Annotated in this window: 21 protein-coding genes, 1 tRNA gene and 1 other RNA gene; 12 read left to right on the top strand and 11 right to left on the bottom strand. The window is 72.4% G+C overall.

Translation table 11 applies throughout. The features are described 5' to 3' along the window. Positions 1-47 precede the first annotated feature (47 nt). Positions 48-833: a TIGR02186 family protein gene (locus ACFFIC_RS17430; RefSeq protein ID WP_377052627.1), complete on the bottom strand. Its 786-nt coding sequence runs from the start codon at positions 831-833 to the stop codon at positions 48-50. Then, positions 830-1,924 (bottom strand): sulfite exporter TauE/SafE family protein, encoded by a 1,095-nt coding sequence (locus ACFFIC_RS17425; RefSeq protein ID WP_456306941.1) that lies wholly within the window; start codon positions 1,922-1,924, stop codon positions 830-832. The genes ACFFIC_RS17430 and ACFFIC_RS17425 overlap by 4 nt, the downstream gene beginning before the upstream one ends. A gap of 122 nt (positions 1,925-2,046) precedes the next feature. On the opposite strand from ACFFIC_RS17425, the gene ACFFIC_RS17420 reads away from it, so the two are divergent. From ACFFIC_RS17420 to ACFFIC_RS17400, 5 genes are all read left to right on the top strand, one after another. Further along, a complete protein-coding gene (locus ACFFIC_RS17420; protein ID WP_377052625.1) occupies positions 2,047-3,666 on the top strand; it encodes a bifunctional metallophosphatase/5'-nucleotidase in 1,620 nt (539 codons plus the stop codon). A gap of 100 nt (positions 3,667-3,766) precedes the next feature. Next, on the top strand, positions 3,767-4,189 hold the full coding sequence (locus ACFFIC_RS17415) for a histidine triad nucleotide-binding protein (RefSeq protein WP_377052623.1): 423 nt from the start codon (positions 3,767-3,769) through the stop codon (positions 4,187-4,189). After that, a complete protein-coding gene (locus ACFFIC_RS17410; protein WP_377052621.1) occupies positions 4,189-5,025 on the top strand; it encodes a SirB1 family protein in 837 nt (278 codons plus the stop codon). The genes ACFFIC_RS17415 and ACFFIC_RS17410 overlap by 1 nt, the downstream gene beginning before the upstream one ends. A gap of 136 nt (positions 5,026-5,161) precedes the next feature. Then, on the top strand, positions 5,162-5,944 hold the full coding sequence (hisF, locus tag ACFFIC_RS17405) for an imidazole glycerol phosphate synthase subunit HisF (protein ID WP_377052619.1): 783 nt from the start codon (positions 5,162-5,164) through the stop codon (positions 5,942-5,944). A gap of 314 nt (positions 5,945-6,258) precedes the next feature. Next, a complete protein-coding gene (locus ACFFIC_RS17400; RefSeq protein WP_377052913.1) occupies positions 6,259-6,660 on the top strand; it encodes a phosphoribosyl-ATP diphosphatase in 402 nt (133 codons plus the stop codon). Positions 6,661-6,680: 20 nt separating this feature from the next. Here the strand turns inward: ACFFIC_RS17400 and ACFFIC_RS17395 are convergent, their stop codons facing one another. From ACFFIC_RS17395 to nudC, 3 genes are all read right to left on the bottom strand, one after another. Next, the gene (locus ACFFIC_RS17395; RefSeq protein ID WP_377052617.1) at positions 6,681-6,950 is read right to left on the bottom strand and encodes a hypothetical protein; all 270 of its coding nucleotides are present in this window, start codon (positions 6,948-6,950) and stop codon (positions 6,681-6,683) included. A 297-nt stretch (positions 6,951-7,247) separates the two neighbouring features. Next, positions 7,248-7,535, bottom strand: a complete 288-nt coding sequence (locus ACFFIC_RS17390) for a hypothetical protein (protein WP_377052615.1) — start codon at positions 7,533-7,535, stop codon at positions 7,248-7,250. Then, on the bottom strand, positions 7,532-8,464 hold the full coding sequence (gene nudC / locus ACFFIC_RS17385; protein ID WP_377052613.1) for an NAD(+) diphosphatase: 933 nt from the start codon (positions 8,462-8,464) through the stop codon (positions 7,532-7,534). Before nudC ends, ACFFIC_RS17390 begins: the two co-directional genes overlap by 4 nt. 126 nt (positions 8,465-8,590) lie before the next feature. On the opposite strand from nudC, the gene ffs reads away from it, so the two are divergent. From ffs to ACFFIC_RS17360, 5 genes are all read left to right on the top strand, one after another. After that, positions 8,591-8,686, top strand: an RNA gene (ffs, locus tag ACFFIC_RS17380) — signal recognition particle sRNA small type. 64 nt (positions 8,687-8,750) lie between these two features. Next, positions 8,751-10,832, top strand: a complete 2,082-nt coding sequence (locus tag ACFFIC_RS17375) for a DNA polymerase III subunit gamma/tau (protein ID WP_377052611.1) — start codon at positions 8,751-8,753, stop codon at positions 10,830-10,832. Between the two features lie 31 nt (positions 10,833-10,863). After that, complete coding sequence (locus ACFFIC_RS17370) at positions 10,864-11,205, top strand: YbaB/EbfC family nucleoid-associated protein (RefSeq protein ID WP_377052609.1); 342 nt, start codon at positions 10,864-10,866, stop codon at positions 11,203-11,205. A 45-nt stretch (positions 11,206-11,250) separates the two neighbouring features. After that, the gene (gene recR / locus ACFFIC_RS17365) at positions 11,251-11,895 is read left to right on the top strand and encodes a recombination mediator RecR (RefSeq protein WP_377052911.1); all 645 of its coding nucleotides are present in this window, start codon (positions 11,251-11,253) and stop codon (positions 11,893-11,895) included. A gap of 95 nt (positions 11,896-11,990) precedes the next feature. Then, entirely contained in the window at positions 11,991-13,634 is a 1,644-nt protein-coding gene (locus ACFFIC_RS17360) for a carboxylesterase/lipase family protein (RefSeq protein WP_377052607.1), read from the top strand. On the opposite strand, the gene ACFFIC_RS17355 is transcribed toward ACFFIC_RS17360, so the two are convergent. The 6 genes from ACFFIC_RS17355 to ACFFIC_RS17330 form a co-directional block, all read right to left on the bottom strand. Then, entirely contained in the window at positions 13,635-14,858 is a 1,224-nt protein-coding gene (locus tag ACFFIC_RS17355; RefSeq protein WP_377052605.1) for a NupC/NupG family nucleoside CNT transporter, read from the bottom strand. A gap of 11 nt (positions 14,859-14,869) precedes the next feature. Beyond that, the gene (locus ACFFIC_RS17350; protein WP_377052603.1) at positions 14,870-15,262 is read right to left on the bottom strand and encodes a gamma-butyrobetaine hydroxylase-like domain-containing protein; all 393 of its coding nucleotides are present in this window, start codon (positions 15,260-15,262) and stop codon (positions 14,870-14,872) included. A gap of 1 nt (position 15,263) precedes the next feature. Continuing rightward, complete coding sequence (locus ACFFIC_RS17345; protein ID WP_377052601.1) at positions 15,264-15,476, bottom strand: Trm112 family protein; 213 nt, start codon at positions 15,474-15,476, stop codon at positions 15,264-15,266. A gap of 11 nt (positions 15,477-15,487) precedes the next feature. After that, positions 15,488-16,150: an LON peptidase substrate-binding domain-containing protein gene (locus tag ACFFIC_RS17340; RefSeq protein WP_377052599.1), complete on the bottom strand. Its 663-nt coding sequence runs from the start codon at positions 16,148-16,150 to the stop codon at positions 15,488-15,490. Positions 16,151-16,277: 127 nt separating this feature from the next. Next, the gene (locus ACFFIC_RS17335) at positions 16,278-17,216 is read right to left on the bottom strand and encodes a tetratricopeptide repeat protein (RefSeq protein WP_377052597.1); all 939 of its coding nucleotides are present in this window, start codon (positions 17,214-17,216) and stop codon (positions 16,278-16,280) included. A 72-nt stretch (positions 17,217-17,288) separates the two neighbouring features. Next, on the bottom strand, positions 17,289-17,810 hold the full coding sequence (locus ACFFIC_RS17330; RefSeq protein WP_377052595.1) for a prolyl-tRNA synthetase associated domain-containing protein: 522 nt from the start codon (positions 17,808-17,810) through the stop codon (positions 17,289-17,291). Between the two features lie 76 nt (positions 17,811-17,886). Between ACFFIC_RS17330 and ACFFIC_RS17325 the strand changes: the two genes are divergently transcribed. Beyond that, positions 17,887-17,961 (top strand) — tRNA-Gly (locus tag ACFFIC_RS17325). Positions 17,962-18,334: 373 nt separating this feature from the next. Continuing rightward, positions 18,335-18,511 (top strand): hypothetical protein, encoded by a 177-nt coding sequence (locus ACFFIC_RS17320; protein WP_377052593.1) that lies wholly within the window; start codon positions 18,335-18,337, stop codon positions 18,509-18,511. The last annotated feature ends 599 nt before the right edge of the window (positions 18,512-19,110 follow it).

Below are 19,110 nucleotides of genomic sequence, written 5' to 3'. Positions count from 1 at the left end.
GGATGGGCTATAGCGCGTGTTGGCACCCCGGACCGCCGGCACCTGTTCTAGCCGCGGCGGAAGATCACGCTGCCCAGCCAGCCCGCGAAGGCGGCCAGCGCGATGCAGGCCAGGCCGTAGACCAGCGGCAGGTTGCGCGCCACGTCGGCGATCCGGGCGGTGGCGCCGACCCGGTCCACCCGGAAGGGCAGCTCCTGCCGGGCCACGATCCGGTTCGCCCGCACCAGCAGCACCTGCACGATGTAGTCGCCCGGCGCGATCGTGGAGGGCAGCGGAAGGCGGGCGTGGAACAGGCGTCCGCCGGACACCTCCACCTGGCTTTCCTCCTCGTTCCAGAGCCGCGAGCCGCGCTTGAGGTCCACCAGGGCGTTGCGGAACTCGGCCCCCCGCGGGCCGGGCAGGCGGGCGGTCAGCATGTCCAGGCCCAGCCGCCGCTCGCGCCGCGCGGCTTCCTCCAGCAGGCCGGCCACGGGGGCGGTGGCGGCCACGGCGTAATAGTTCGGCACCTCCCGGAAATGGGCGGAGGGGCCGTTCACCCAGATGCCGAGCCAGCGCACCCGGCGGCGCACCACCACGTCCCGCGGGGGGCCGAGGCCGAGGATCACCACGTTGTCCCCGGCCGGGCCCAGCAGGCGTTCGGTCGCGCCGAAGACCAGCAGGTTGGCGCCGGCGAAGCTGGTGTCCACGGCGATGCGGGGCTCGCCCAGCTCGGCCGCGAGCGCCGGGCCCGCCACGGCGGGGGCCGCGGCGGGTGGCGCGGGCTCCCGCTGGGCCAGGGCCGGGTGGGCGCCCAGGAGAAGCAGGGCCAGCATCGCCCGGCACAGCAGGGTCACGTCGCCGGGCCCATGAGGTAGAGGTTGGCCGGGGTGGCAAGCAGGCTCCAGAGCAGCCCGGCCGCGACCGAGAGCACGAGCAGCCCGAGCAGCGCCCGCGTTTCCTCGCCCCGGAGCTTGGTGCCCATGGCGGCGCCGAACTGCGCCCCGGCCACGCCGCCGGTCAGCAGCAGCAGGGTCAGCACGACGTCCACGGAGCCGGTCTGGAGAGCCTGGAGCAGGGTGACGTTGGCGCTGACGAAGGTGACCTGGAACAGGGAGGTGCCGATGGTGGTCGTGGTCGGCATGCCCAGCAGGTAGATCATCGCGGGCACCAGCATGAAGCCGCCGCCCACGCCCATGATGGAGGAGAGCACGCCGATGAAAAAGCCGATCAGCGCCGGCGGGATGACGGAGATGTAGAGGCGCGACTGGCGGAACCGCATCTTGAAGGGCAGGCCATGCAGCCAGGAATGCTGGTGGGTGCGGGCCGGCAGGGCCCGGCGGCGGCGGAGAATGGCGCGCAGGCTTTCGCGCACCATCAGCGCGCCCACCGTGCCCAGCACCACCACGTAGAAGAGCGACACGGCGAGGTCGATCTGGCCGAGCCGCTTGAGCAGCACGAAGAGCTGCGTGCCCGCCGAGGACCCCGCGACGCCCGCCACCAGCAGCACGACCCCCATGCGCGCATCCACGTTGCCGCGCCGCCACTGCGCGATCAGGCCGGAGACGGAGGCGCCGAGTGTCTGGTTGGCGCCCGAGGCCACGGCCACCGGCGCTGGAATGCCGATCAGGATGAGCAGGGGCGTCAGCAGGAAGCCGCCGCCGACGCCGAACAGGCCGGACAGCCAGCCCACGCCGAGGCCTATGCCCAGCAGCACCAGGGCATCGACCGACATCTCGGCGATCGGCAGGTAGACCGGCATGGCTGTCCCGCTCGGGGCGCCGCCGCCCGTTTCGCAGGCGGCGCGCTGGTTCCGCGCGAACCGCGCGCGGGCGGGCCGCTCACCCCCGATCGGGGCGGTGCGCGGCGGGGCCAGGGAACCCGGGGGGGTGCAAGCCCTGTGGACCCGCCCGCCGCCGCCTGCAAGCGCCATTGCGGCGTCCTGCAAGCGCCATTCCGGTTTCCCGCGCAGTGGCGCTAAACCGTCACAACCCGGCCTCGGCCGCAGGCCGCGCGATGCGGCCGGCGGCTCTCCCGTCGGGCCCAGTCTTTCCGGTGAAAAGGGCAACCATGCGGCACGAAGCGGCCTCGCCTTTCCCGCCCCGCCGTTTTTCGCGGCGCGGGCTGCTGCGCGCGGCGGCGGCGCTTCCGCTGGCGGCACCGGCCCTGCGGCGCGCGCATGCGGCGGAGGGCGCGCGAATCGCGCTGATCCACATGAACGACTTTCATTCCAAGCACGAGGGCGTGGCCGAGGGCGGCAGCGTCTGCCGCGCGGACGCCCCCTGCGCGGGCGGGGCGGCGAGGCTGGCGGGCGCCATCGGGGAAGCCATGGCCGCCGCCCGCGCCGAGGGCCGGGCGCCCTTCCTGCTGGATGCGGGCGACCAGTTCATGGGCAGCCTCTATTACACCCACCACCGGGGCCTCGCGGAGGCGGCGGTGCAGCGGGCGGTCGGCACCATGGCCATGGCGCTCGGCAACCACGAGTTCGACAACGGGCCGGAGAACCTGGCGCGCTACGCCGCGGCGGTGCCCTTCCCGCTCCTCTCGGCCAACCTCCACACGGCGGAGGAACCGCTGCTGCGCGACCGCGTGCAGGCTTTCACGGTGCTGGAGTCGGACGGCGCGCGGATCGGGGTGGTGGGGCTGACCACGCCGGACACGGCGGGCTCCTCGTCGCCCGGGCCGCGGCTGCGATTCACCGATCCGCTGGAGGCCGCGGACCGGGCCGCCTTCGCGCTGCGCCGGCAGGGGGTGGGCACGGTGGTGGTGCTGTCGCATCTCGGCCTGCCGGCGGACCGGCACCTGGCGGCGGAGGTGGAGGGGATCGACGCCGTGATCGGCGGGCATTCGCACCTGCTGCTGGCCAATGGGCTGGCGGGGGCGGTGGGGCCGAGCCCGCTGCTGGTCGCGGGCAAGGGGCGGGACGTGCGGATCGCGACGGTGGCCTGCCACGGGCGCTATCTCGGGCGGATGGACCTCGACCTCGGGGCGGACGGGCAGGTGGCGGCCCATGGCGGCTCGGTGCGGCCGATCGGGGCGGGCGTGGCGGAAGATCCGGCGGTGGCCGCCATCGTGGCGGAGTATGCCAGGCCGCTGGGCGAGCTTCGGCGCAAGCCGGTGGGCCTCGCCGCCGGGCCCTTCCCCGATGCGGGCTGCCGGGAGGGGGAATGCGCCCTGGGCAGCCTGATCGCGGAGGCGGCGCTGGCCCGCAGCCCCGGCGCGGAGATCGCGCTGCTGAACGGCGGCGGGCTGCGTGCCTCGCTGCCCGGCGGAGTGCTGACCTTTGGCGACGTGCTGGCCGTGCTGCCTTTCGGAAATACCCTGGCCACCCTGACCATCCGCGGCGGCGCGCTGCGGGAGGCACTGGAGAACGGGCTGTCCGGCCTGCCGGTGCCGCGCGGGCGCTTTCCGCAGGTGGCGGGGCTGCGCTTCACCTTCGACCCCGCCGCGTCCCCCGGCCAGCGCCTGCGCGAGGTGCGGACGGCCGATGGCCCGCTGGACCCCGACCGCGCCTACCGCGTGGTGACCAACAACTTCATGCGCGCGGGCAGCGACGGCTACGGCGTGCTGCGCGACGCGGCGCTGGAGGCCTATGACGACGGGCCGCCGCTGGAGGAGGTGCTCGCGGACCACATCGCGGCCCGGGGGCGGGTGGCGCCGGTGCTGGACGGGCGGATCGCACGGGACTGAGCGAAGGCCGTTCACACTGGCTGGTGCAACGGGCGGCAGGCCTTGCGCGGCGGGCGCCGGCGCCCCAGGAAAGGCGCCCCAAGCGTGTAAGGAAGCCGCCGTGTCCGCTTCGCCCTCCGGTCGCCCTTCCGGCCTGCCGCCCTATGACGACGGCAACATCTTCGCCCGCATCCTGCGCGGCGAGATCCCGAGCAAGCGGGTGCACGAGGACGAGCACGCCCTGGCCTTCCACGACATCAACCCCCAGGCGCCGGTGCATGTGCTGGTGATCCCGCGCGGGCGATACGTGTCGCTGGCCGATTTCAGCGCATCGGCGTCGGACGCGGAGATCGCGGGCTTCTGGCGGGTGGTGGGCAAGGTCGCGCGCGACCTCGGGCTGGAGGCGCGCGGCTACCGCGCGCTGACCAACATGGGGCCGGAGGGCGGGCAGGAGGTGCCGCACTTCCACGTGCACCTGTTCGGCGGGCGGCGCCTGGGCCGGATGGTGCCCGCCGCGGCGGCGACACCGGGCGTGGAGGGCTGATGCCGAACGGGATCGCCGAGGCGAGGGACGCGATCAAGGCCGCCGGTCGCCTGCCGGACGACGAACTGGATCTGGCTGCCGTCGCGCTGCAATTCGCCCGGATCGACGCGCCCGGCGCGGATTGGCGGGCGGCCGAGGAGCGCATCTCGGAGTTGGTGCGGGCCGCGCTCTCGCAGGAGGTGCCGCGCGACGCGGAAGCGCGGCGCGCGCTGCTGGCCCATGTGATCCACGACGAGGCCGGCTATGCCGGCGACGCCGAAAGCTACGACGACCTGCGCAACGCCAACCTGATCCGGGTGACGGAGCGCAGGCGCGGCCTTCCCGTGGCGATCGGGCTGTTGTGGCTGCACGTGGCGCAGGCGGCCGGATGGCCGGCACGGGGGCTGGACTTCCCCGGGCATTTCCTGATCGCGCTCGACGGGGCGCAGAAGGCGGGCTCGGTGGTGGTGGACCCCTTCTCCGGCGGCACGCCGCTGCCGGCGCCGGCGCTGCGCGCCCTGATCAAGCGGGTGGAGGGCCCCTCGGCGGAGCTGCGGCCGGGGATGCTGGCGCCGATGAGCCGCCGGGCCGTGCTGCTGCGGCTGCAGACCAACATCCGCCTGCGCCGCTTGCGGGACGAGGACGTGGAGGGCGCGCTGGCCTGCACCGGCGACATGCTGCGCCTGGCGCCCGACGCCGCGCCGCTGTGGCGGGAGGCGGCGGTGATGAACGCGCGGCTGGGCCATCTGGGCGCGGCGATCGAAGGCATGGAGCGCTTCGTGGCCCTGATCCCGGAAAGCGAGGCGGCCTCCCGCGGGCGCGACATGATCGAGGAATGGCGGGCGCGCCTGAACTAGGCTGCCACAGGCTGGAAAAAGCGGAACGCGGGGCTCTTCGGCTGCGCGCGATTGCTTGACCCACCCGCCCATCCGGCGCAATCGCCGATTGCATGGGCTGTTTGTATCGGCCGATTGAATCGAAGGAGTTGCCACGGTGCTGGCGCTGCGCGTGATCCCCTGCCTGGACGTGAAGGACGGCCGCGTCGTGAAGGGCGTGAACTTCGTCGCGCTGCGCGACGCCGGGGACCCGGTGGAGCAGGCGCGCGCCTATGACCGGGAGGGGGCGGACGAGATCACCTTTCTCGACATCGGGGCGACGCACGAGAACCGGGGCACCATGCTCGATGTTGTGTCGCGTACGGCGGCGGAGGTGTTCATCCCGCTGACCGTGGGGGGCGGCGTGCGGAGCGTGGAGGACATGCGGGCGCTGCTGCTGGCGGGGGCCGACAAGGTGTCCGTGAACTCGGCGGCGCTGGCGGATCCGGAGCTGGTGCGGCGCGGCGCCGAGGCCTTCGGCAGCCAGGCCATCGTGGTGGCCGTGGATGCGCGCCGGGTGGCCACGGGGCGCTGGGAGATCTTCACCCATGGCGGGCGGCGCGAGACCGGGGTGGACGCGGTGGAATGGGCGCGGCGGGTGGAGGCGCTCGGCGCGGGGGAGCTTCTGCTGACCTCCATGGACCGCGACGGCACGGGCGAGGGCTTCGACCTGGACCTCCTGCGCGCCGTGCGGGCGGCGGTCCGGCTGCCCATCGTCGCCTCGGGGGGCGTGGGCAAGCTGGAGCATTTCGCCGAGGGCGCGGCCGCGGGCGCGACCGGGCTTCTGGCTGCCAGCATCTTCCACTACGGCCATTTCCGCATCGGCGAGGCCAAGGCGGCGCTGGCGGCGGCGGGCTGGCCCGTGCGCCCGGCGGCAGCCGAACCGCAGGAGGCGGCGTGATGGGCAAGAGCGCGAAGCCGGGCAAGCCGAAGAAGCCGGGCCCGGAGGCGGATGAGGCCAAGCGCCCCCGCAGGAAGGCGGCGGTGAAGGCGAAGGCCAAGCCGGCCGCCGCGCCGAAGGCGCCGGCCAAGGCGGGTGCCGCCAAGGGACCTGCCAAGGTGAAGCCCAAGCCGAAGGCGAAGCTGAAGCCGGCGAAGTGGAAGGAGGACCTGCGCGTCCTGCACCCGCTGCCGGTGCCCGAGGACCTGGCGGACGCCCCGATCGATGCGCGGGCGCGCCCGCCCAAGCGGGTGCGCCGGGCCGAGACGCGCCACCTGGGGCCGCTGGATCCCGGCGGCGGCGATCCCGTGCCGGCGGTTCTGGACCGGCTCTGGGCCACGGTGGAGGAGCGGCGCATCTCGGGCGATGCCGAGACCTCCCATTCCGCCCGGCTGCTGGCGCGGGGCACCGCCAAGGTCGCCCAGAAGCTGGGCGAGGAAGCGGTGGAAACGGTGATCGAGGCCATGGCCGGCAACCGCGGCGCCCTGATCGGGGAAAGCGCGGACCTGCTGTACCACCTGATCGTGGTCTGGGTGGATGCGGGCATCCGGCCGGAGCAGGTCTGGGCGGAACTGGTCCGGCGCGAGGGGATCAGCGGCATCGCCGAGAAGGCATCGCGCCAGAACCTTTCGGCCGCCGGGGTGGTGAAGGCCGGGGATACCACCAAGCTGCCCTGAGGCGGGCGCCTTTCGCTCCGTCAGGCGCAGCCCAGCCAGCCGGCGAAGGCGCGGTGGCCATGAAGGACGGCCGCGGCGATCACGCCCTGCCGGCGTTGCCAGCCGCAATGGAAGGCGCGGACCAGCGCCGCGGCCTCGGGGCCGGGCAGGGCCTCGGAACGGGCCGCGAGAAGAGTGTCGATCTCGGCTTCCCGCGCGGCCAGGGCCCGCTCCTCCGCGGCCATGGGGCGGACGCCCTGGATACCCAGTGGGGTGACTGCTTGGCCAGGGAGGACGATCCGGGCGGGCAAGCCCGGGCGCTCCTCGGCGATCGCCCGGGGGAGGAGACCTCCACGCCATTCGCGAGACCGGGGCGAAGGCGTAGTGGCGGAGTGCGCCCTTGCCGTCGGGCGGCCAGATCGCGGGAACGCCGGGCGTGACCAGGGGGCTCCAGCCCTGCGTGGCCGGGCCGAGGGTGGACCAGGCGGCCTCCAGCCCTCCGCCAGGCGGTAAGGGCCTGGGCATGGGCATGGGACCGCGCCGGGGTCGGCAAGGCGTCGGGGAAGGCAGCCAGGGCGCGGCGGCCCAGCCGCGTCACCGGGGCGGCATCATTGCGGCGGGCGCACGGGCTCCACGCCGCCGGGCGGCGCCAGGCCCTTGTCGCGCATGCAGCGGAGATAGGCGCCGCGCTCGGTGGCGGCGATCTCCGCCTTCACGCGGTTGAAGGAGGTGACGTTCTCCGGCGGCGGCAGGCGCGCATAGCCCGCGCGGACGGTTGGGCTGGCTTCGGCCTCGCGGCGGCAGGCGGCCTCGGCGGCGTTGTCCGCGCGCGGCAGGGGATCGTTGGCGCTGCAGGCGGCCAGGAGCGGCAGGAGGAGGAGGACCGGGCGGATCATGCGGGGGTGGATTCCAGCCAGTCCTCGATCAGGCGGCGGGCGATGGAATCGACCCGCGGCAGGGAGAAGCCGGCGCTCTCGGGGTTGCGGAGCTCGTCGCGGGTGAACCAGCGGGCGTCGCGCAGCTCGGTCTCGTCCACGGTGATCTCCTCGCTCAGCGCCTCCGCGTGGAAGCCGAGCATGATGGAGGCCGGGAAGGGCCAGGGCTGGGAGGAGTGATAGAACACGGCGCCGACGCGCACGCCGGTTTCCTCTCCCACCTCGCGGCGGACGGCCTCCTCCAGGCTTTCGCCCGGTTCCACGAAGCCCGCCAGCGTCGAGTACATGGTGGTGCTCGGGAAGCGCGTGGAATGGCCGAGCAGGCAGCGGCCATCCCTGACCACCAGCATGATCACGGCCGGATCGGTGCGCGGGAAGTGCTGGGCGCCGCAGTTGGGGCAGGCCATGGCGTTGCCGGCGGAGCGCGGCTCGCAGCCATGGCCGCAGGCGCCGCAGAAGCGGTGGCGGGTGCGCCAGTGCATGAGGCCGCGGGCATGGGCCAGCATGGAGGCCTCGCCGGGCGGCAGCAGGCCGGCGACCGCGCGCAGGTCGTGGAAGGTGCCGAAGTTCTCCGGCAGCAGGGGGAGCGGGTCCTCGGCGGCGCTGCAATCCACGGCGAAGACCGGCGTGCCGTCGCGCAGGCCGAGCAGCGCCCAGGGCCCGCCCGCCATCATCACGGCGCCCGCTGCCTCGCGGGTGAGGAGCACGGCCTCGGGCGCGCCCGATTCGACGCCGCGCAGCAGGCTCTTCGCGCGCCAGACGGGCGTGATGAGGCTGGAGGGGTCGGCCAGGGCGGCGGCCACGAAGGCTTCGTCGTCGCGGCGGTCCGAAACGCGGTCGAGCGGACTGCCGGTATAGGCATTGGGGCGGCTGGCGGGGATGGTGAGCATGGGCGGCCGGAACCTCGCACGGGGGGCGGGAGGGGACAACACGGGTGCGGCTTTCGCGCAATGCCCCGGGGAGAGCCGCGCTCCCCCGATGGACTCTCGGGCCCCCTCCCCCCATATTCCGCCGCGGAAGGCCGGTCGCGGACGGGCGCCTCGTCGACCCGGTCAGGTCCGGAAGGAAGCAGCCGAGGCGGGTCAACGCCCGGGTTGTGGCCGGTCTTCCACCCTTTTCCGGGGCATTCCCCCCGATCGCCTGGCGGCCCAGGCCGCCCTCACCCATGCGGCCCGGATGACCAGCGACACCGATCTCTCGCCAGACACGTCGGATGAGCTGCCGGAGCCCCCGATGGAAGGGCCGGGCCTGTTCGGGGATCCGGCGCCCGCCGCCCCGGCCGTGGCGGCCCCTGCCCCACCCGTCGCCCTTTCTGCCGGCTCGCCCGTCTCCGGGCCGGACCAGCCCTCGCAGCCCTATCGCGTGCTGGCGCGGAAGTACCGTCCGCAGGACTTCAACGACCTGATCGGGCAGGAGGCGCTGGTGCGCACCCTGCGCAACGCCTTCGCGCAGAACCGCGTGGCCCATGCCTTCATGCTGACCGGCGTGCGCGGGGTGGGAAAGACCACCACCGCCCGCATCATCGCCCGCGCGCTGAACTGCATCGGGCCGGACGGCAAGGGCGGCCCGACCGCCGATCCCTGCGGCGTCTGCCCGGAATGCCGGGCCATCCTGGCGGACCGCCACCCGGACGTGATGGAGCTGGACGCGGCGTCCAACAACAGCGTCGACAACGTGCGCGAGATCCGCGAGGCCGTGCGCTTCCGGCCCAGCCAGGGGCGCTTCAAGGTCTATATCCTCGACGAGGTGCACATGCTGTCGGGGGCGGCGTTCAACGCGCTGCTCAAGACGCTGGAGGAACCGCCGCCGCAGGTGAAGTTCCTGTTCGCCACCACCGAGATCAGGAAGGTTCCGGCCACCATCCTGTCGCGCTGCCAGCGCTTCGACCTCAAGCGCGTGCCGCAGGAGACGTTGCGCAGGCACTTCGCGGGCATCGCGGAGAAGGAGGGCGCGGCGATCGAGCCGGAGGCGCTGGCGATGATCGCGCGCGCGGCGGACGGATCGGTGCGCGACGGGCTTTCCCTGCTCGACCAGGCGATCGCCATGCCGACCGAGGGCGAAGGGGTTTCGGCGGATCAGGTGCGGGACATGCTGGGCCTGGCCGACCGCGCCCTGGTGATGGACCTGATGGAGGCCGCCATGCGCGGCGACCTGCCGGCGACCCTTGCCGCCATGGACCGCGCGCATGAGCGCGGCGCCGATCCCGGCGTGGTGCTGGCCGACATGGCGGAGCTGACCCACACGCTGACGCGCTTCCGCGCGGTGCCCGCCCTGCGCAACGATCCCTCGGTGCCGGAGGCGGACCGGGTGCGGGGCGGCGCGCTGGCGGAGACGCTGACCATTCCGGTGCTGGGCCGTGCCTGGCAGGTGCTGCTGCGCGGCATCAACGAGGTGGCGGACAGCCCCGACCGCCGGGCCGCGGCGGAGATGGTGCTGATCCGGCTGGCGCACCTGGCCGAGATGCCGACGCCGGGCGAGATCGTGCGGCGGCTTTCGGGGGCGCAGGGCGGCGCCCAGCCGGTTGCGGGAAGCCAGGGCAGCGGGGCGCAGGGCTCCGCCAGTCCGGCGCGGGGGGCGGCGGGCCCCGCTTCAGGCACGCTGGTGGGTGCGGTCGGCACGGCCTCCATTGGCGGGCCGGCGGGCGGTGGGTTGCGCGCGGTGGCGGGCGGCGCCCCGGTCGCGGCGGAGGTGGCACCGGCCATGCCGCCGGAAACGGAGGCCGCCCCTGCCCAGGTGCCGGCCACCTTCCGCGAGGTCGTGGCCCTGGCCTCTGGCCGCAAGCCCATGCTGCACGCGCATCTCGTGCACAGCGTCCACCTCGTGCGCTTCGATGCGCGGCCCGAGGGCGGACGGATCGAGCTGCGGACGCGCCCGGACGCCCCGCGCGACCTGGCCGGGCAGCTCACCGCATTGTTGCAGGAAACCACGGGCGCGCGCTGGACCGTTTCCCTCTCCAACGCCCCGGGCGAGCCGACCATCGCCGAGCAGTCGCGCGAGGCCAAGGCCGCGCGGCTGGAGGTCGCCGGCACGCATCCGCTGGTGCTGGCGGTGATGCAGGCCTTTCCCGGCGCGCAGATCCGCGAGGTGCGCGACGCCGCGCTGGACGCCTATGGCCTGCCCCCGCCTGACCTCTCCATGGCCCTTGCGAATGACGGCGAGCCGGTGGAGGAGGACGAGACCGGCTATCTGCCGGGTGACGACGCCGGCCCCGGCTTCGCGCCCGACGACGCCGAGCCCGCCGGGATGGACCGGCCCTGAACCCCTTGAACCCTGACCGCGAGGATCGCCGATGAAGAACCTGGGCAACATGCTGAAGCAGGCGCAGCAGATGCAGTCCAAGATGGCCGAGATGCAGGCCACCCTGGAGGCCGCCACCATGGAAGGCCAGGCCGGCGCCGGGATGGTGCGCGTGACCCTTTCGGGCAAGGGCGACCTCAAGGGCATCGCGATCGACCCGTCCCTGCTCGTGGCCGAGGAGCGCGAGGTGCTCGAGGACCTGGTGATCGCCGCCCATGCCGATGCCAAGGCGAAGGTGGAGGCGATGATGGCGGAGGAGATGTCCAAGGCGACCTCGAGCCTCAACATCCCCGGAATGGGCGGCGGGCTGGGCGGCTTCAAGCTGCCGTTCTGATGCCTTTCTGATGCGGGTGGGGGGCGGCATCACCATATGAGCCGGATGCCGTTCGACCCCTCCGTGGCGCGCCTCGCGCCCGCGCCGACATCGGTTCCGCCGAATGATCCGGTGGAGCAGCTCATTCATCTCCTGTCGCGCCTGCCCGGCCTCGGGCGGCGCTCCGCGCGCCGGGCCGTGCTGAGGATGCTGCAGGATCCCCAGCGCCAGATGATCCCGCTGGCCAGGGCACTCGAGGCAGCGGCGGAGGCGGTGCGGCCCTGCCGCGTCTGCGGCAACCTCGATACGCGCGATCCCTGCGCCATCTGCCGCGACCCCCGGCGGGAACGCGGGCTGGTCTGCGTGGTGGAGGGGGTGTCGGACCTTTGGGCGCTGGAGCGGGCCGGGGCGCATCGCGGGCTCTACCACGTGCTGGGTGGCACGCTGTCCGCGCTGGCCGGCGTCGGCCCGGAGGATCTGTCCATCCAGCCGCTGGTGGAGCGTGTGGCCGGGGGCGAGGTGGAGGAGGTGATCCTCGCCCTGCCCGCCACGGTGGAGGGCGCCACCACCGGGCACTACCTGGTGGACCGGTTGCGGCCGCTTCCCGTGCCCGTCACCCGGCTGGCGCAGGGCGTGCCGATGGGAGGGGCGCTGGACGTGCTGGATGACGGCACGCTGGCGGCGGCTCTCAGGGCGCGCCGCCCGGCCTGAACCGTTGCCCGGGGCTTGGCGCCGCCGCAGGCCGGGTTCACCGTTCGCGCGATGGGCCTGCGCCATGACGGCCGCCGGGCGTGACGGAGGGCGGCATGATCGGTTTCGGGCGTCGTGACGTGGTGCGGCTGGGCGCGGGCCTCGGCATGGGCGCGGCCGTGCTCGGGCCGTCCCTGGCGCGGGCGCAGGGGGCGCCGGTGGCGAGGCCGCCTGCCGGGGCGCTGCGGGGGCTGGAGCGGGACGGCGTGATGGCCTTCAAGGGCATCCCCTATGCCGCCCCGCCGATTGGTGCCCTTCGCTTCCGCCCGCCCGGACCGGCCCCCGCCTGGAATGGCGTGCGGGACGCGACGCGCGCCGGCGCGGCGTCCATCCAGACCATCCCGCCCTGGGCCGCCTGGCTCTACGACCAGCCGGCATCGATGGACGAGGACTGCCTCACCTTGAACCTCTGGACCCCCGGGCTGGAGGGGCGCCGGCCGGTGATGGTGTGGATCCATGGCGGCGCCTGGCGGACCGGAGAGGGGGCGGCGGCGGGCAATGACGGCGCGGCGTTGTCCCGCCTCGGCGATGTCGTGGTGGTGACGGTGAACTACCGGCTGAACGCACTGGGCTTCCTGGCCCATCCCGACCTGCGCGACCCCGGGACGGGCGCCGCCGCGAACTGGGGCGTTCAGGACCAGGTGGCGGCGCTGCGCTGGGTACGGGACAACATCGCGGCCTTCGGTGGCGATCCTGGCAACGTCACCCTGTTCGGGCAGTCGGCGGGCGGCACCAGCGTTGCCAACATCGCGCAGAACCCGGCCAATCGCGGGCTGGTCCACAAGATGATCATCCAGAGCGGTGCCTTCTTCGGCCCGCCCGCGCTGCCGGACGTGGCGGGCGCGGCGGCCTATGCCGAGGCACTGGCGGCGAGGCTCTCCACAACCGTCGCGGGGCTGAAGGCGGTGCCGGCGCGGCGGCTGCACGACACGGAGCTGGCTTTCGCCCGAGAATGGGGCGCGCAGCACGGCGGGCGCGTGCCGGTGCTGCCGATCGCGGATGGCGTGGTGATCCCCCAGCCGCCGCGCGCGGCGCCGCTGCCGGCCATGCCGCTGCTGATCGGCACCGTGCGGGACGAGGGCGTGTTCTGGTTCGATCTGGTGGGTCCGGACGGCAAGCCCGTTCCGGGATCGCGGCCGCCGGCCGACGAGGCGTCGCTGCTGGTCATGCTGCGGGCGCTGATGGCCGGGAACCGTCCCTCCTCCGCGGGGATGGCGCCGGAGGCGGTGCTGGAGCGGTACAAGGCCGCCGCCGCGGGGCGTGGGACGCCCACCGATCCACGCAGCCTCTGGGTCGCGCTCTACACCGATCTCGGCTTCCGGGTGGATGCGACGGAGGTCGCGCGCGCGCATGCGCGGGCCGGGCAGCCCGTCTTCCTCTACGAATTCGCGCATCCGCTGGCGGCACCGGCGCATGGGGTGCCGCATTGCGCGGAGATTCCCTTCGTGTTCGGCACCAACGCCGATCCGTATTTCGCCGCCAAGTCCGGAACGGGCCCGGCGGAAGCGGCTCTGGCGCGCGCGATGATGCAGGGCTGGGCCCGCTTCGCGCGGGACGGGGCGCCCTCCTCCGACGAGGGTGGCGCCTGGGCGCCCGTCTCGGCCTCGGGCGAGGGGATCAACGTGCTCGGCGGGCCGGAAGGCGTGCGGCGCGTGCTGCCGCGCGTGCGGGGCGAGGAAATGGCGGTGTGGGGCGCCTGATCAGGGCGACAGCAGCCCCACCGTCGCCCCCGTCATGCAGCAGGCGATCGTGGCGGCGGCCAGCGAGGGCAGGCCGAGACGGACGATCTCGGCCCGCCGCTCCGGGCACAGCGCGCCCATGCCGGACACCATGATCCCCACGCTCGCGAAGTTCGCGAAGCCGCAGAGCGCCCAGGAGAGGATGAGCCGGGTGCGTGGGGCGAGCGCCGCGCCGCCCTCCCCCGCCAGGTCGAGGTAGGCGACGAACTCGTTGACGACGCCGCGGATGCCGAGCAGGCGGGCGGCGGCCGTGGCGTCCTCGGGGCCGATGCCCATGGCGAGGGCCAGCGGCCGGAGGAGAACGCCGGCGATGCTCTCCAGCGTCAGGCCGAGGAGCGGCTGGAGAATCATGTTGATGAGGGCCACCAGCGCCACGAAGACGATCAGCCCGGCCATGATGTTCAGCAGCAGCGACAGCCCGTCCGCCGTGCCCCGGGTCAGGGCGTCCATGCTGCTGTCGTAGAGGCGCGGGGCCTCGATGTCGGTGGCCTGGGGCGCGGTTTCGCCGGGGATCATCAGCCGGGCGGCGAGGATGGCGGCGGGGGCGCTGACGAGGCTGGCCGCGAGAAGCTGGCCGGCGGCATCCGGCACGGCACCGGCCAGCATCGCCGAATAAACCACGAGCATGTTGCCGCTGATCGTCGCAAGGCCGGCGGTCATCACCACCAGCAGCTCGGAGCGCGTGAGGCCGGCGAGCCAGGGCCGGATGAAGAGGGTGGCCTCCACCATGCCGGTGAAGACGTTGGCGGCCACCGACACGCCGCAGGCGCCGGACACCCCGAACGCCGCCCTCAGGCCGCGCGACATGACGCGCACGAGACCTGGCAGGATGCGCCAGTGGTAGAGCAGCGCCGAGAGGGCACCGACCAGCAGCACGATGGGAAGCGCCTGGAAAAACAGCACGAAAGAGCCGCCCGGGCTGGTTTCCGCGAAGGGCAGCGGGGCGCCGCCCAGGTAGCCGAAGACGAGGCTGGTGCCCGCCTGGGTGGCCCGCGCCAGGGCGCCCACCGCATCCCCCACCAGGGAGAAGGCGGCACGAAGCGGCGGGATGTGCAGCAGGGCGGCGGCAAGGGCGATCTGCAGGGCCGGCCCCGCGGCCACGGCCCGCCAGGGGATTGGCCGCCGGAAGCCGCCCAGCGCCCAGGCCAGGGCTGCCAGGGCCAGCAGGCCGAGCGCGGATTGCAACTGGAGGGGGATCAGCCCCTCCCCGGCCCGTTGCCCGGCGCCGCGCGCCCGCGCCGGTCGCGGGACAGTCCCTGGGCCGCCAAGGCCGCCTCGTACTCCGCCCAGCGGGTCGGGTGTTCCCGGCCCAGGCGGTGCAGCGTGTCCCAGGTGAAGATGCCGGTGTCATGGCGGTCGTCGAAGACCAGGCGCACGGCGTAATGGCCGACCGGCTCCACCGCGAGAATGGCGACCTCCCGCTTGCCATAGACGAGCGTCTTCTGGCCGGGGCCGTGGCCCTGCACCTCGGCGGAGGGGCTTTCCACACGCAGGTATTCGGCGGGCAGGCCGAAGGCGCTGCCATCGTCGAAGGTGACGTCCAGCCGGCGCTCGGCCCGGTTCAGCCGGATTTCGGTCGGGGTGGGCACCTCAGTCTGACAGACGGCGGGCCTCGTCGGGCAGCATGATCGGGATGCCGTCGCGGATGGGATAGGCGAGGCCTGCGCTCTCGCTCACCAGTTCCCCGGCGGCACGGTCGTAGCGCAGCGGACCCTTGGTGACGGGGCAGACCAGGATTTCCAGCAGGCGCGGGTCCACGGCAGGGGCTTCCGCGGCCGTCGCGGCGTCGGTCGTTTGGCTCATGGGTTCGGTCCTCAGCTCGGGCGGACGTCTTGGCCCGCCCCGGGCATGCTGTCCATCCGGAGCATCGTCACCAGCATGGCGGCGCGGGCGGCCGGGTCCTGGGCTTCCAGCAGCGCCTGCTTCTCCAGCGGCTCGAAGGGGCAGACCATGCAGAGGGTGGTGATCAGGGGATCCTCCTCCAGCCGCTCGATCGCCTCCCAGTTGGCATCGATTCCCTTGACGTGGAAATAGGCGCGCAGCGCGTCCAGCAGGGCCGGGCGGTCCAGTTCCGCTTCGGGGGCGGGGCGGTCCAGGTCGGCGATGAAGGGTGAGTAGTCGGCCCGCACGCGGCGGTAGCCGTCCCGTCCCGGCAGCTCGGCGGCCACCTGGAAGCGGATGGTGCCGGTGAGGCTGATCAGGAAGCGCCCGTCCTCGGTTTCCGAGAAGGAGGTGAGGCGGCCGAGGCAGCCAACCTTGTAGAGCCCGGGTCCTTCCGGCTGCGGCGAGGCGGCGGGGTCGGGCTGGATCATGCCGAAGGAGCGCCCGTCGCCGAGGCTCGCCTCCACCAGCGCGAGGTAGCGCGGCTCGAAGATGTTCAGCGGCAGGCGGCCGCCGGGAAGGAGAAGCGCGCCCGTGAGGGGGAACACCGCGATATCCGTTGGAAGGCTCGCGAGGCTGGAAGGATGGAAAGGCATGGCCGGGGTTTCCGTTCGCCTGCGTGTGAAGGGCAGATGCGCCGGAAGGGCGGCTTGTCCAGGGTCAGAGGTGTCTCGCCTCTCCGGCTGGCGGCGGGCATCTGCGCCGCCAGCCGGGGCAAGGCCCTCAGCTGAACAGCATGGCCGAAAGCTTGCGGCGGCCCGCCTTGGTGGCGGCGTCCTCAAATCCCCAGGCCTCGAAGAACTTGAGCAGTTGCTTGCGCGCGGCCTGGTCGTTCCAGGCGCGGTCGCGCCGGAAGGCTTCCAGCAGGGCATCGGTGGCGGCCGGGCGGTCGCCGGCGGCGTTCAGGGCGACGGCCAGGTCGATCCGCGCCTGGTGGTCGTCCGGATCGGCAGCCAACCGCGCCTCGTATTCGGCGAGCTTGCCGCGGGCCTCGCGCCCGGCGGCGGCCAGCTCCAGCGCGCTGCGGACGGCCGTGATCTCGGCGTGGTCGCGCAGCTTGGGCGGCAGTTCCTCCAGCACCTGGGCGGCTTGGTCCTCCTCACCGAGTTCCATCAGGCTTCGCGCCACGCCCGCGAAGGCGGAGGCGTTCTCCGGCTCCTGCTGGATCAGGGCGCCATAGAGCTCGATGGCGCCCTGGTGGTCGCCTTCCTCGGCGGCCTGCTTGGCTTCCGCGAGCAGATCGGCGGAGGGCATCTGGCCGCCGGCCATCTTGAGCAGGGTTTCCGTGAAGCGCTTCACCTCGCTTTCCGGGAGGGCACCCTGGAACATGTCGGCGATCTGGCCCTGCCAGAAGGCGGCGACGGTGGGCACGGACTGGAGCGGCAGGCCAAGCTGGGCGAGCTGCTGGACAAGGGCGCGGTTCTTGTCGATGTCGATCTTCACCAGCCGCACCCGGCCGCCGGCGGCGCGCACCACCTTCTCCAACGTGGGCGTGAGCTGCTTGCAGGGGCCGCACCAGGTTGCCCAGAAATCGACGAGCACCGGCACCTCGCGCGAGGCGGCGACGACGTCCTGCATAAAGGTCTTCTGGTCGCCGTCCTTGATCAGGTCGTCGGCCAGGGCCGGATTCTGGGGCGGGGTTTGGTCGAGAAAGGTGCTCATGGCGATTCCGGCTATTCCTGGGTGGTCGGTTCGGCTGGCTTGCTCATCTCCATAAATGCGCTGCGCCGGCTCTCAGGCAAGCGGTTCGGTGGGGACGGCCGTCAGGTCCAGCGCGACCGGTGGGTGACCGAGGGACTCGAGAAAGCGACGGAGGTCGCCCGGCGCCACGGCTGTGGTGGCGGTGTTGGTGAGCGGATGGAGGTTCACCGGGCCGGGGCCTTCCAGCAACCGGCTGTCCATGACCAGGCGAACGCTGCCCGGGGGTGCGTTGACCAGAGCGAAGGGGGTGACGGAGCCCGGGCGAACCCCGAGCCTTTCCCAAAGCTCCGCCTCGCTCGCCATGGAAAGGCGGCCGGCGTCCAGGCGCCGTGCAAGGGCGTTGATCGAGAGAGGCAGATCTTCCTCCGCAACGACCAGCAGGAACGGATGGGGCGGCCTTGCCCGGAGGAAGAGGTTCTTCACGTAAAGGCCGGGGAGATCGCCGCGCAGGCGCTTGCTCTCGGACACTGTGTGCAAGGGTGGGTGCTGGTACGTGATGGCCTGGATGCCAAGGCCTTCCAGGCGCGCGAGAAGGGCTTCGGGGGTTTCTGGCATGGCCGATTGATCTTCCGGCGAAGGGGGGGGTTGCAAGCCCCGCCAGCCCATGTCAAAAGCCGCTCCCGCACGGAGCGCGGGCGTAGCTCAGGGGTAGAGCACGACCTTGCCAAGGTCGGGGTCGAGGGTTCGAATCCCTTCGCCCGCTCCAACTTTCCACGAGACAACTTTTCTCTGGCAGGTTGGAATCGCGCTTCTCCGTGTGTTCTGGCCTCATTTCCCGCATCTAGCTTGATACTTTGAGTGCGGAACGAGCGCCGTTTTCTCTCTCCGGAGAGGGCGTCGTCTCCGAAGCTTGGGACTTGGGCGATTTAGTCTACAAGGTTTAGTGCCCTGTAATCGCTTTAAAATTGATCCGCGCTTCGATCCGAAGTTGGTGTTGCTGTCGCCCGGGCGATTGCAGTTCCAGCATTAGCAGGCGCTTCAGCCCCGAGCTCTCGTAACGGCACCTGCACGCTTAACCACGGCAAGGCTGCCTCGTTCTCTACGTAGTCGGTCCTCCACCGCATTCACGAGACACCACCATGGCCAACCTCCCTCGCCTTCCGCCCGCCGGTCGTGCCCCTCAGGGTGGCAAGAACGCCATGGGCGGCAAGCCGAATGCCAAGGACGTGCGGGCTGACGGTGGGCGCAACGACAGCAGCAAGCAGGGCGGTGTGGGCAAGGCGACGCAGAACAACCGTAAGACGGGCGATCGCTGAGGCAAACTGCACCAAGCTTGCTCCCAGGCCGTTGCATCGCGCATGCTCGTTTCATTCCGTACGCACCAAAACCGGTCAGGACGCGTCCGGTTAGACCACTGGCGTTGTTGTCATGGGCGCTCAGCCTGTTCCGCAGACGCAAGGTGAAACCGCTCGAAAATGGCAGCGACGCCCCTACCAGGCTCAGGTGTAGGGTGGGCGATATGTACAGCGATGTCGCACAATGGGCAGGCATCCGGCGCCAGGTCTTGGAGCAGGGCATTCCTGTAAGACGTGTGGTCCGAGAGACGGGCATCAGCCGTAAGACCGTCCGCAAAATGCTCCTGCATCCGCTCCCCGTGCCGTATAAGACGGAAGGCCGTGCATCGACGAAACTCGGGCCATACACGGTCTTAATTCAGCGCTTGCTCCAAGAAAACAGTATTCTGCCGCGTTCCGCCCGGCTCTCAGTTCTGACTATCTTCAAGCGGCTCCGCGATGAGGAGGGCTTCACGGGTACATATCGAACCGTACTCAGATACGCCCACTCGAGCGCACCTAGGAGCGTGTCCCGGTAACGGCTGAATTGGCTCGACAGGTGGGCTGGGTGGTGATTCGCT

This window comes from Muricoccus vinaceus, from assembly GCF_042433125.1.
Taxonomy (GTDB): domain Bacteria; phylum Pseudomonadota; class Alphaproteobacteria; order Acetobacterales; family Acetobacteraceae; genus Roseomonas; species Roseomonas vinacea.
The sequence above is the reverse complement of the archived record's forward strand: the minus strand, read 5'-3'. Positions and strand labels throughout refer to the sequence as shown.

Coding starts and splice junctions, on each gene's coding strand:
- nudC (WP_377052613.1), bottom strand. CDS start 8,464: ATGCTCACCATCCCCGCCAGCCGCCCCAATGCCTATACCGGCAGTCCG.
- recR (WP_377052911.1), top strand. CDS start 11,251: ATGCCGTTCGACCCCTCCGTGGCGCGCCTCGCGCCCGCGCCGACATCG.
- ACFFIC_RS17330 (WP_377052595.1), bottom strand. CDS start 17,810: ATGCCAGAAACCCCCGAAGCCCTTCTCGCGCGCCTGGAAGGCCTTGGC.
- ACFFIC_RS17390 (WP_377052615.1), bottom strand. CDS start 7,535: ATGATCCGCCCGGTCCTCCTCCTCCTGCCGCTCCTGGCCGCCTGCAGC.
- ACFFIC_RS17360 (WP_377052607.1), top strand. CDS start 11,991: ATGATCGGTTTCGGGCGTCGTGACGTGGTGCGGCTGGGCGCGGGCCTC.
- ACFFIC_RS17340 (WP_377052599.1), bottom strand. CDS start 16,150: ATGCCTTTCCATCCTTCCAGCCTCGCGAGCCTTCCAACGGATATCGCG.
- ACFFIC_RS17420 (WP_377052625.1), top strand. CDS start 2,047: ATGCGGCACGAAGCGGCCTCGCCTTTCCCGCCCCGCCGTTTTTCGCGG.
- ACFFIC_RS17375 (WP_377052611.1), top strand. CDS start 8,751: ATGACCAGCGACACCGATCTCTCGCCAGACACGTCGGATGAGCTGCCG.
- ACFFIC_RS17345 (WP_377052601.1), bottom strand. CDS start 15,476: ATGAGCCAAACGACCGACGCCGCGACGGCCGCGGAAGCCCCTGCCGTG.
- ACFFIC_RS17320 (WP_377052593.1), top strand. CDS start 18,335: ATGGCCAACCTCCCTCGCCTTCCGCCCGCCGGTCGTGCCCCTCAGGGT.
- ACFFIC_RS17335 (WP_377052597.1), bottom strand. CDS start 17,216: ATGAGCACCTTTCTCGACCAAACCCCGCCCCAGAATCCGGCCCTGGCC.
- ACFFIC_RS17370 (WP_377052609.1), top strand. CDS start 10,864: ATGAAGAACCTGGGCAACATGCTGAAGCAGGCGCAGCAGATGCAGTCC.
- ACFFIC_RS17410 (WP_377052621.1), top strand. CDS start 4,189: ATGCCGAACGGGATCGCCGAGGCGAGGGACGCGATCAAGGCCGCCGGT.